The organism is Micromonospora sp. H61, from assembly GCF_018070325.1.
Classification (GTDB): Bacteria; Actinomycetota; Actinomycetes; order Mycobacteriales; family Micromonosporaceae; genus Micromonospora; species Micromonospora salmantinae.
The window spans coordinates 17,449-29,468 of record NZ_JAGPXY010000031.1; the positions used below are offsets into that span (position 1 = coordinate 17,449).

At 68.5% G+C, this 12,020-nt stretch carries 6 protein-coding genes; 5 read left to right on the forward strand and 1 reads right to left on the reverse strand.

What is annotated here, in order from left to right; all coding sequences use genetic code 11:
• The first annotated feature begins 61 nt into the window (after positions 1-61).
• From KBX08_RS17490 to KBX08_RS17500, 3 genes are all read left to right on the forward strand, one after another.
• Positions 62-976, forward strand: a complete 915-nt coding sequence (locus KBX08_RS17490; protein WP_030488123.1) for a MurR/RpiR family transcriptional regulator — start codon at positions 62-64, stop codon at positions 974-976.
• Complete coding sequence (gene murQ / locus KBX08_RS17495; protein ID WP_210784546.1) at positions 973-1,914, forward strand: N-acetylmuramic acid 6-phosphate etherase; 942 nt, start codon at positions 973-975, stop codon at positions 1,912-1,914. Before KBX08_RS17490 ends, murQ begins: the two co-directional genes overlap by 4 nt.
• Positions 1,915-2,291: 377 nt before the next feature.
• Positions 2,292-3,281 (forward strand): RNA polymerase sigma factor RpoD/SigA, encoded by a 990-nt coding sequence (locus KBX08_RS17500; RefSeq protein ID WP_091405669.1) that lies wholly within the window; start codon positions 2,292-2,294, stop codon positions 3,279-3,281.
• A gap of 79 nt (positions 3,282-3,360) precedes the next feature.
• On the opposite strand, the gene KBX08_RS17505 is transcribed toward KBX08_RS17500, so the two are convergent.
• The gene (locus tag KBX08_RS17505) at positions 3,361-4,338 is read right to left on the reverse strand and encodes an NlpC/P60 family protein (protein ID WP_210784547.1); all 978 of its coding nucleotides are present in this window, start codon (positions 4,336-4,338) and stop codon (positions 3,361-3,363) included.
• 501 nt (positions 4,339-4,839) lie between these two features.
• Here KBX08_RS17505 and KBX08_RS17510 point away from each other — a divergent pair.
• Together KBX08_RS17510 and KBX08_RS17515 are read left to right on the forward strand one after the other, a co-directional pair.
• Positions 4,840-5,361 carry a DUF6232 family protein gene (locus tag KBX08_RS17510; RefSeq protein ID WP_210784548.1) on the forward strand — a complete coding sequence of 174 codons (522 nt, stop codon included), beginning with the start codon at positions 4,840-4,842 and terminating at the stop codon, positions 5,359-5,361.
• Positions 5,362-5,630: 269 nt separating this feature from the next.
• Positions 5,631-12,020, forward strand: coding sequence for a carboxypeptidase regulatory-like domain-containing protein (locus KBX08_RS17515; RefSeq protein WP_247669571.1), 6,390 nt, complete (start codon positions 5,631-5,633; stop codon positions 12,018-12,020).

Sequence of the window (12,020 nt, forward strand, 5' to 3'; positions counted from 1 at the left end):
GTTTCCCCCACCTCGGACAGTCATAGTTGACGCTCACGCCTGCTGAAAGTAAGTTTCATCCGTGGCGAAGAGTCCGAAGATTTCTGCGAGTCACGAGCCCGGTGGGCTGATCGTCCACATCAGCGGGCTGTTGCCATCGCTGTCGCCCGCCGAGCAGCGGGTCGCCCGGCTGGTCGTGTCCGACCCGGCGGCCGCCGCCCGGCGGACAATCACCGACCTCGCCACCGCAGCCGAGACATCCGAGGCGACAGTCATCCGGTTCTGTCGTTCGGTGGGCATGGACGGCTACCCCCAACTGCGCATCCGCCTCGCCGCCGAGGCCGCGCGCCGGATCGAGCCACCGGACGCCCGAGTGGTCGGCGGTGACATCCCGCCCGGTGCCGACCTCGCCCAGATCATCGCCACCATCGCGTTCAACGACGCCCGCGCCGTCGAGGAGACCGCCGAGCAACTCGACCCCGCCGTCTGCGAGCAGGTGGTCGAGGCGATCAGCGGTGCCGGTCGGATCGACATCTACGGCGCCGGCGCCAGCGGGTTCGTCGCCTCGGACTTCCAGCAGAAGCTGCACCGCATCGGCCGGATCGCCTTCTACTTCCCGGACGTGCACACCGCGCTGACCTCGGCCGCCCTCCTGGGCCGGGGAGACGTGGCGATCGGCATCTCGCACACCGGCACCACCTCCGACGTGATCGAGGTGCTGGAGCAGGCCCGTACCCGCGGTGCGGCGACAGTGGCGCTGACCAACTTCCCGCGCTCGCCGATCACCGACGTGGCGGACTTCGTGTTGACCACGGCGGCCCGGGAGACCACCTACCGCTCCGGCGCGACGGCCAGCCGGCTGGCCCAGCTCACCGTGGTCGACTGCCTCTTCGTCGGGGTTGCCGCCCGCAACAGGGCCCGGGCCCGCAAGGCCCTGGAGGCGACCGCCGAGGCGGTCCAGTCGCACCGGGTGGGTGCCAACCGGAGGCGGGCATGACGGCCGGTGCGGAGATGCCCGCACGGCCCGCTCGCCCCACGGTCCGGGTGGGTGCCCCCACCGAACGGCGTAACCCGCTCAGCGTCGACCTCGACCTGATGTCGACCCGGGACGTGCTCACCGTGATCAACGAGGCGGACCGGCGAGTGCCCGCGGCGGTCGCCGCGGTGCTCGACGAGATCGCCACCACCGTCGACCTGGCGGTCGCGGCGCTTCGCGGCGGCCACCGGGTGCACTACTTCGGGGCCGGCACCTCCGGCCGACTGGGCGTGCTCGACGCCGCCGAACTGGCCCCCACCTTCAACTCGCCCCGACACTGGTTCTGCGCGCACCTCGCGGGAGGCCCGGACGCCATGTGGCGGGCCGTCGAGGACGCCGAGGACGACGACCGGGGCGGCGCGGTCGAAGCGGCCAGTTGTGTACGGGCCGGGGACCTGGTGGTTGGTCTGGCGGCCAGCGGACGCACCCCGTACGTCCTCGGGGCGCTTGCCGCGGCCCGCGCCAAGGGCGCCTCGACGGTGCTGCTCTGCGCCAATCCGGAGGCGGAGGCCGCCCGGTCGGTCGACGTGTTCATCGGGGTGGACACCGGACCCGAGGTGGTCACCGGGTCGACCCGGATGAAGGCGGGCACAGCGCAGAAATTGGTCCTCAACACGTTCTCGACCGCCGTCATGGTGCGCCTGGGGCGGGTCTACTCGAACCTCATGATCGATATGGTGGCCACCAACGCGAAACTCCGCGGACGAATGATCTCGATTCTGGTCGAGGCCACCGGTTGCTCGGAGGAACTCTCCCGGCAGGCCCTCACCGAGGCCGACGGGGACCTGAAGACGGCGCTGGTCGCCCTGGTCTCGGGCGCCGAGATCGACGCCGCCCGGGCCGCGCTGGCCCGCTCGGCCGACCAGGTGCGCGGCGCCCTCGCCCTGCTCGCCTCCTAGCGCCACCCGTACCGGGAAGCGAACGAGCCCTCGGATTGTTCATCTGGCCGAGGGGTAATAACACCCTCGTGAATGAACCGACCGGTGCACCGGTGCGTATCTGGCAGTGACCAGGATCGCATCGCGGTGGTGACCCGGGTCGCTGTGCCCCCACGGCGGGCGGTGTTGCCATGGTGCGGTAACCCGTACGTGGTGCCCAGTGGCGAGCCACCCGATGGGGTGCTGACAGCAAACATGGACCGTGCTTTCAGCTACTACTCAGGCATTCGTGACACTTTCGACTCACGACGAGGAATCCCCGACACGTCTCATCTGTTGTGTAGGTGTCAGCACCGATGGGCACAGCAGAAGTTACCAGGGGCTGACAGGTGTGGGGAATGGCAAGGAACCGGGCAACCGGCGCGAGCGAGGGGACCGTGGGCAACGTGGACAAGAACATCGGCATGCGAACCGACGAGGTTGCCGAGGAGCGCGACCTGGTCGGCGTCTACCTGCACGAGATCTCCCGGACGCCACTGCTGGACGCCGCCAAGGAGGTCGATCTCTCCAAGGCGATCGAGGCCGGCCTCTACGCCGAGCACCTGCTCGGTGAGGAAGCCGTTCCCGCCGGTGTCGACCGGGCCGACCTGGAGTGGCTGGTCGTCGAGGGCGAGCGGGCGAAGGACCTCTTCATCCGCGCCAACCTCCGACTGGTCGTGTCGATCGCCCGGCGCTACGTGCGCTCGGGGATGCCCATGCTGGACCTGATCCAGGAGGGCAACACCGGCCTCGTCCGGGCGGTCGAGAAGTTCGACTACGAGCGCGGCTACAAGTTCTCCACCTACGCCACCTGGTGGATCCGGCAGGCGATCAGCCGGGCCATCGCGCAGCAGGAGCGCACCGTCCGTCTACCGGTGCACCTGGTGGAGGACGTCAACCGGATGCGCAACGTGGCCCGGCAGTTGACCCGTGAGTTGGGCAGCGACCCGGAGCCGGAGCAGATCGCCAACGCCCTCGGCGTCACCGTCGAGCGGGTGAACGAGCTGCGTCGCTGGTCGCAGGACACCGTTTCGCTGGACACCCCGGTGGGCGACGACGGCGACACGAACCTCGGTGACCTGGTCGCCGACAGTGACGCGCCGTCGCCGGAGGACATCGTCCTCAGCGGCCTGGAGCGGCAGCGCATCGAAGGGCTGCTCAACCACCTCGACGACCGGTCCGCCGGCATCATGCGGGCCCGCTACGGGCTGGAGGACGGCCGGGAGCACTCGCTCACCGAGGTCGCGTCCCGCTTCTCGCTGTCCCGCGAGCGGATCCGGCAGCTGGAGATCCAGGCCCTCGGCCGGCTCCGCGAGCTGGCTCGGGCGGAAGGGCTGCAAGCAGCCTGACCTGGAAGTAATGACTAATGACGGCGAACGGCCGGCGTCCGATAGGGGGACGCCGGCCGTTCGCCGTTTCCGATGGTGGTCAGCGCACCCGGCCGTAACCCTGGATGGACATCATGTTCATGCCACGCTTGAGCACGTTGCGACCGGCGCTGGGCGCGTCGATCACCTGACCGTCGCCCACGTAGAGGGCGACGTGCCCGAGCCCGCTGTAGAAGACCAGGTCGCCGGGGCGTAGCTCGCCCCGCCCGATGTGGGCGACAGCGCTCCACTGCATCCTGGTGTTGTGCGGCAGGGACTTCCCGGCAGCCCGCCAGGCAGCCGAGGTCAGGCCGGAGCAGTCGTAGCCGTTCGGCCCGTCGGCCGCCCAGACGTAGGGCTTGCCGATCGCGCCGAACGCGTAACGCACCGCCGTGCCGGCAGCACCGGACACGGCGGGCACGTTCTTGGCCTCGCTCGTCGCCGCCCTGGGCTCGGGTCGCTCGGTGGCGGCCCCGTACGCCTGCCGGCGCAGCTCGTACAGCTTGGCCAGGTCCTGCTCGATCTGCTTCTTACCCGCGGCGAGCTGGCGAGCCTGTGCTGCCTGTCGGGTCAAGGTCGCGCCCAGGTGGGCCTTCTCGTCGAGCAGTCGCTGCTGGTCGGTCGTGAAGCCGGAGATGCGCTCCTGCCGTTGGCGGGTCAACTGCTCGATCGTGCCGAGCCGGTCCAGCAGCGCGGCCGAGCCGCCGGGACGCAGCAGGGCGTCCGCGGTGCGCAGACCGCCACTCTTGTACGCGGTGGAGGCGAGCTCCGCCACGTCGGCCCGGCTCTGCTCGACCTGCTGTTCGAGCGGGCCGATGCGGGTCTGTAATCGGGCCACGGCGGCCTCGTTTGTCTTGATCTCCTCACGCAACTTGTTGTACGACTCGACGACCCGCTCCAACTCGGCCGAGGACGTCTCGATCCGGCGGGTCAGGTCGGCGGGGGACGGCTCGGCCTGGGCCACCGCCGTCGGGGCGATCAGCGCGGCCGACATGCCGACCAGCGCCACGGTGCGCAGCAGATTTCTCAGGGATGACAAGAGCGGAAGGCCCCTCTCCCACGGCCGCCGGGGCTGCTGACGCCCTCGACGACACCGGCCGGGGCCATCCGGGCGGACGGCACTGGGCCGGACCGGCTCGCCCAACCTAACCCGGGACGGATGTCGCTCGCAGTTGAAGCAGGGGCGAAAGTTGGGAGAGTTGCGGGTCGGGCCCATGGGCTGGGTGGCGCCATCGTGGCTGATGACGCCTGGGGACGGGGGAACATTGCCCTTTTCGCGGCCCACTGACGGATATGCGACTTTCGTCGTTCCGGGCGTATGCCGCCGGATTCCTAGCCGCCATAACCGATAAAAGCTGAAATGGATGCTGTTTCTCGGCGATGTCACCCGGTCGTGGCGAGCTGTCGGGACCCGGTAAATGCCCAGGTCGACTGGCGATGCCGCAACACAATGAAGTCGGGAGCCGGGAATCCCGTCGACAGGCAGCGATGACTGTCGCCAGCGGGTCGACTCGGCCAACCGTCCCCTTCGGGAGGAACCGTGAATCGTGAAGGCGCAAAGACGCGACCGCCGCGAACGGTGCCGGGCGCTCGGTCGACCCTGCTGTACGCGCGGCCCGGCATCATCGTGACCGTCGACCGGTTCACCGTCGGTCGGAACAGTTACCGGGTCGCCGACCTGACCCATCTGCGTACCACCCGGGGTCCGCACGACCGGATCGCCGTCCGGGCCGTGGTCATCACCGCCAGCATGCTCGGCGGTGTGGGGGTGCTCCTCGGCTTCACCGGCGGTCTGCACCGCCTCACCGCCGGGGCGTACCTGATCCTCGGCGCGGTGTTCCTGCTCCCGGCCGCACTCGCCCTGGTCGGCGACCGCTGGCGCCCACCGCCGCACGAACTGTGGGGGTGGTACCAAGGCTCGGAGGTGCTGCTGTTCAGCGCCGACGACGAACGGCAGTTCGGCCAGGTCACCCGGTCGCTGCTGCGGGCCCGGGAGGTCAACCGCTACGGCAGTTGGGTCGACCCGCTCGCCGAAGCGGACCCGTGGCGGCCCAACCGCTGATCGGGCGCGACCGGCTCAGGCGGCGGCCCCCTGGCGGGCTGACCAGTCTGGGCAGTGCGGACCCTTACGCCCCAGCCGGCCGTAATTCGGCCGTTGACGCACCAGGCGTGAACTCACTGATCTTGAATATTGATAACTGAAGATCGGCTCAGTATGTTGAGCGCGCCGCGGAGGCGGATCGATCAACACGGGGGCTGTTCATGGTCGTTAATGGTGGGCGTCGCACGCCCTTTTTGGGCATTCGTCATCGCAGTTCGGCCCTATTGGTCATGGCATTCCTGCCAGCCTCGGTGCTCGTCCCACCTGCCGCTCCGGCCCAATCGGCCGCGCCCACGCCCGCCGCTGCCTGCATCGACGTCCAACCGAACGCCAAGAGCGCCCGCGCGATGCTCGCCACCTGTGGCCGGCAGGTGGAGATTCTGTCTGAGCGCACCGAGTACGCCCAGACGTTCCTCAACCCCGACGGATCGCTCACCCTGGAGCAGAGCATCGAGCCGGTGCGGGTACGCAAGGGTGACTCCTGGGTGCCGGTGGACACTGTCCTCAAGGCGACCTCGGAAGGACTTGCCCCCAGGGCGTCGGTGCTCCCGATGGTCTTCTCCCCAGGGGGCGAGAGCGCGCCGCTGGCTCGGCTCCGCGACGGTGCCCGCGAGCTGACGATGTCCTGGCCCGGGCGGTTGCCCGCGCCGGTGCTTGACGGATCCACTGCCATCTACCGGAACGTGCTGCCCGAGGTCGACCTGCGGGTGACGGCCGGCGCCCTCGGCTTCTCCGAGGTGTTGGTGGTGCACACCCGGAAGGCAGCGGCCAACCCGAAGCTCAGATCCCTGCGCTTCGGTCTGGCGAGCAAAGGGGTGACGGTCAGTCCTGCGCCCGGCGGTGGTCTGGCGGCCCGCGACGCCAACGGCCAGAACGTCTTCAGTGCGCCAGCCCCGCTGATGTGGGACGCCACGGTCGCCGGCGCGGAGCCGGACCTCGCTGGCCAGGGCGCCCGATCGACCGACGCGCCCGCCGGCACCGCCGGGGTGGCCCGGCGCGCGGTGATGCCGGTGACGGTCAGCCGCGACTCCCTGACCATCGTGCCGGATCGGGCGATGCTGGACGACCCACGGACCAAGCTGCCCATCTACATCGACCCGTCGTGGACCGGGGGGATAGCCAGCAACGCCTGGACATCGGTGTGGAGCAAGCACAAGTCCAGCTCGTTCTGGCAGAACTCCACCGCCCTCCAGCGGGCGTCCACCTACGGCGCTGCCGGGGCAGGTCGTACCGAGGACTGTGACGGCTGCGCGGACCACATCATCCGATCCCTGTTTCGGATGAACACCAGCGCGGTCAGGGGCAAGATCATCAGCAGGGCCGAATTCCGGATCGAGCAACTCCACTCCTGGACCTGCAACCCGAAGTCCAACGCGAAGCTCTGGCTCACCGGGAAGATCTCATCCTCCACGACCTGGAACAACCAGCCGAGTTGGGACAGTAGCTACACCGCTCAGACGTCGGCGAACCGCAAGATCGGTGGGGCGCACGGCTGCCTGGGGACCGGAACGATCGAGTTCGACGTCACCCGAATGGTCGACCGGGCGGCAAAGAGCGGCTGGGCCGACCTGACGGTGGGGCTCCGGGCGATCGACGAGGGCACGAAGAACCAGTGGAAGCGGTTCAAGCACTCGACGCCGAAGCTGTCGATCACCTACAACACCAAACCCAACCCACCGTCGGGACACCAGTCCGACGGTAAGCCCTGCGCCGTCGGCAACTCCCGACCGTACGTGTTGAACACCACCCCGTACCTGTCGGTGAGGCAGTCCGACCCGGACAGCTCGCAGCAGTCCCTGACCACGTGGTTCTACTGGTGGCCGCTCGGCGGCTCGCGCAACGAAACCAACAAGGTCTCCCAGGCGTCGGGCAACCCGTCAGCGGTGTCGAAGCAGATTCCGTCCGGCAGGTTGGTGGACGGCACCACCTACGTGTGGCAGGCGCGTACGTGGGACGGATCGGTCTACGGCGACTGGTCCGGCACTTGCGAGTTCACAGTGGATGCCACACCTCCGAAGGAACCCGGGGGCCTCAGCTCCACCACCTACAGCAACGACGGCACGCCGCGTGGTGGGGTCGGCGTAGCGGGTGTGTTCGCCGTGGCGCCGCCGACGCAGCGTCCGTACGAGGTGAGGGAATACGCCTGGACCCTTGACTCGGGCGTGCTCACCGAGGCGCAGAACGTGCCGGCCCGGTCGGACTTCAGTGCCTCGATCAGCGTCATGCCGTTGCACGACGGGGTGAACACCCTGCGCGTCTGGTCCCGGGACCACTCCGGTCGGTACTCGCTCGTACCGGCGACCTACACGTTCTCCGTACGGGCAGGATCCGGTCCGGCGGCCCGCTGGACCTTCGACGAGACCGGGAACACCGCTGCCGACGTCACCGGTCACGGCAACACGCTCACCCTGGCCCCATCGGGAACCCGGACGCCGGGTCGGGCCGGTGTCGGCACCGCGCTCAGTCTCAACGGCAGCACAACGGGCTCACTGACAGGTTCAGTGCTGACCCCGAATCCGGACACGGGCGCGGCCACCCCGGTGCGTACCGACGGAAGTTTCACCGTGGCAGCCTGGGTTCGGCTGCCGACCGTGCCGACCACCGGCTACCAGGCCGTGCTCAGCGCCAACGGCGCCCAGTCGCACGCCTACAGTCTGGGCTACTCCGGCGCGAGCCAGCGGTGGCGATTCACCATGTCGACCGCGGACACCACCAACACCGCGCTGCATCATGTCCTGTCCAACTCGGCGGCCACCGCCGGAAAGTGGACTCACATCGCGGCGACCTACGACGGCGCCACGAAGAAGATGACCCTCTATGTCAACGGGGTGGCTCAGACCGCGACGACGACGCTGGTCGGCGGCTTCAACGCCACCGGCTCGATAACCGTCGGCAAGCGCAGGTGGAGCGGCGCCGACGACGGCCTCTTCACCGGCGCCGTCGACGACATCCGGGTCTACAACCTCGTCGAAACCCCGACCAAGCTTGCCGAGCTGGCAGTGCCCTTGCAGCCGGTGGTGTCATTCCCCAACGGCACCGAGGTGACCGCCGGAGGGCAGCTCCAGGTCACGTTCAACGCTGGTGGCGACACCAACATCACGAAGTTCCGGTACAGCGTGGGCGACACCACGCTGGGCAGCACGGTGAATGCGACAGTCGCCGGTGGGACCGCCACGGTCACCATCAGTGCCGGCGCCACCACCGGTATGCGCCTGATCTACGTGGCATCCCTGGACGACGGCGGTCGACTCGGCGGAATCTCCCAGGCATCCTTCACGATCAAGGTGACGGCGTTCGTCTACGGCACCGTCTACGACGAGAACTGGATGCCGCTGGACGGTGCCACGGTGCGGCTGGAACCGGGCGGGCTGCAGACGACCAGCGGCCCCGAAGGTGGGTTCAGCCTCGCCGGCTTCGCGCCCGGGGTCTACACCCTCGTCGGCTCCTTCGGCGGCCGGTGTGGGCTCTCCGGCACCAGCGGTCCGTGGGAGATCGACGGCCAGGGGCTCGGTGTCAATCTCCCGCTGCAGGCGTATCGGGACGACGAGGGGCACACCTGCGCCACGTCGGCGAAACCGTTCATCGCCGCCGACACCATGCTCGCGTTGACGGGCGACGACGCGGTCGGCGAGGTGGCACTGCCCTTCGTGTTCCCGTTCTACGGCCACGCGTACCGCAGCGCCTGGGTGGACACCAACGGTCTCGTCTCCTTCACCGACCCGGGTGGATCCCACCCGTACACCGGGGGCGCACTGCCCGCTCCGGCAGACCCGAACGGCCTGCTCGCTCCGTTCTGGGACGACCTCGTCGTGGATTCCTCGGCGAGTGTGCGCACGGGGACGGTGGGAACCGGTGCGAGCGAACAGTTCGTCATCGAATGGCGAAACGTGCACCGGAAGTCGTCGACCGCGCAGCGGCTCTCCTTCCAGGTCCTGCTGGCCGCCGACGGCACCGTCACCACCAACTACGACCAGCTCGACAACGACGCTGAACGTGGGGCCAACGCGGTGGTGGGGATGGAAGCACCTGGTGGCGACGACGGCCTGGTGTATTCAGCTGCGGCTCCGGCACTGGCCACCGGTCAGGCGATCACCTTCGCCATCCCCCCGACGACTGGGCCGTTGGCCAAGCACGATCTGTCCGGCACCCTTGTCGACCCGTCGGGCAACCCGGTGGTCGGCGCGACCGTCACCCTTGACCCGACCGGGCTGACCACCACCACCGGTGCGGGCGGCGCATGGCAGTTCACCAACGTGGTGGCCGACAGCTACACCATCTCGTCCACCCAGAACTACAGGTGCGGCCCGTCGGTGGAGAGCCAGGTCGACCTGACCGAGGACACGGTACGGGCGCTGCAACTCACCGTCGACTACGGCAGTCTCGGCTACGCCTGCGCCGTCGGTGCGTCCGGCTATGTCACCGCCGACACGCCGCTGGCTCCGACCAACGGCACATCGCAGGTGACCCTGCCGTTCCCGTTCACTCTGCATGGAAAGACCTACACCACGGGCTGGGTGGACCAGAACGGGCTGATCAGTTTCGATGCAGCTCCGATCACGATCATCAATCCCACCATGCCGAGGGTCGACGCGCCGAACGCGATAATCGCCCCGTTCTGGGACGACCAACTCGCTATCGGATCCAGCAGCGTGATGCGCACCAAGACCATCGGCACCGCGCCGAACCGGACCTATGTCGTCGAGTGGTCAAGCATGGTGCTGCAGACGTTCACCGCGACCTACAGCATCAGCTTCGAGGCGATGCTGCACGAAGACGGTCGGATCTCCTTCCACTACGGCACTCTCACCAACCTCGTTCAGAAGGGCTCCAGCGCGACCATCGGCATCGAGAGTGCCTCCGGCGCCGTCGCGAAGCTCTACTCCTTCATGGAGCCGGCGGCCGTCAGCAACGGCTCCATCACCTTCACTCCGGCGCCGCCGGGCTCGATCAGCGGCACCCTGACGACCGCCGGAACGGGTGAGCCGATCGCCGGCGCCACCGTCACCCTCGACCCGGGAGGACGCACGACGGTCACCGCGGCGGATGGTGGCTACCAGTTCGCCAACGTGCCCATCGGAGAGCAGGTGGTGGGCGCGGTCGGCGCCGACAACCGGTGCGTCGGGCAGTACGCCCGCCAGTTCGTCAACCATCCCGGCGGTGGCGCCCAGGATCTCGACCTTTCAGTGATGTCCAACGGCGACGAGTTCGGCTACTCCTGTGAAGCCGGACCGGTCACCTTCATCCCCGGTGACGTGGTGGAGACGTGGCGCGGCGACGACAAGGTCTGGCAGAAGACCGCGCCATTCCCGATCAAGCTTTATGGGGAGACCCACACCTCCGCCTGGATCAGCTCCAACGGCTTGATCAGCTTCAGCAGCCTCGACGGCATCGACACCGACACGCCAACGCCAACCCCCCTGCCGTACGACGAGCTGGGCGGGACGATCGACAACGCCGTGTACGCGTTCTTCGACGACTGGGGGGTCGACGCCTCAAGCGCGATCGCCACGAAGCTCAGCGGCGCGGCGCCGAACCGGCAGTGGGTGGTCGAATGGCGGAACGTGTACCGCTCGGGCAACAAGGCGTATCGCGCGTCGTTCGAGGTCATCTTCAACGAGAACGGCGACATTTCGCTGGCCTACGCGGACATCGACCCCGCTGACGCCAGGGAGCGCGGCGGTCAGGCGACCATCGGCATCGAGAACGCCGCCGGCGACGTGGCCTTCCAGTACCTGCACCGGGAGGCGCTGCTGACCAGCGGCCAGGGCGTCACCTTCCGGCCCAGCCCACCAGGACTGGGTACGGTGACCGGCACGGTCAGCTGCCAGGGAACGCCAGTGGCCGACGTGACCGTGGCGGTCGGCGGGAAGACCGCCGTCACCTCAGCCACGGGCAGTTACCAGGTCACGAGCGTTCCCAGCGGCTCGTATGCGGTGATCGCCACCAGCCCCACCGGCACCTGCCGCGGCTCCTCGGTGCAGCACACCACCGTCGGTGCTGGTACCAGTCGGGTCGTCAACTTCGCCGTGGGGGCAACTCCGGCCGGTGCCGGCTACACCATCGCCGAACAACCGATCACGTACACCCCCGCCGACGGTGCGGTCCTGTCCCTCACCGGCGACGATCGGGACACACGAGTCGACCTGCCGTTCCCCGTCACGCTGTACGGGCAGTCGGTCAGCTCGGCCTGGGTGGACACCAACGGGCTGGTCAGCTTCGCCAACCCGGAGGCGCCGTCTCCGTATCCCTATCCGATCCCGTCGGCGGGCAGCCCGGCCAACGGCATCTACCCGTTCTGGCATGACTGGGTGGTCGACTCCTCGGCCAGCGTGCGGACCGCGCTCCGAGGTACGGCACCGAGCCGGCAGTTCGTCATCGAGTGGCGCAACGTGTCCTCCTACGAGGACCCCAACATTCGGGTCACCTTCCAGCTGATCTTCGACGAGGCGGGCGGATACAGCTTCGTCTACGCCGATCTCGACGGGACGTTCGTGGAGCGCGGTGGTGCGGCGACCATCGGCCTCGAAGGTGCCGACGGCACAGCAGCTCTTCAGTACACACACCGGCAACCGGTACTCCGTGCCGACCTCGGCCTACGGATCAACCCACCAACTTCCTGA

Bases quoted from the DNA above. Each gene is read 5' to 3' on its own strand.
- KBX08_RS17515 (WP_247669571.1), top strand. From the start codon at position 5,631: ATGGCATTCCTGCCAGCCTCGGTGCTCGTCCCACCTGCCGCTCCGGCC.
- murQ (WP_210784546.1), top strand. From the start codon at position 973: ATGACGGCCGGTGCGGAGATGCCCGCACGGCCCGCTCGCCCCACGGTC.
- KBX08_RS17500 (WP_091405669.1), top strand. From the start codon at position 2,292: ATGGCAAGGAACCGGGCAACCGGCGCGAGCGAGGGGACCGTGGGCAAC.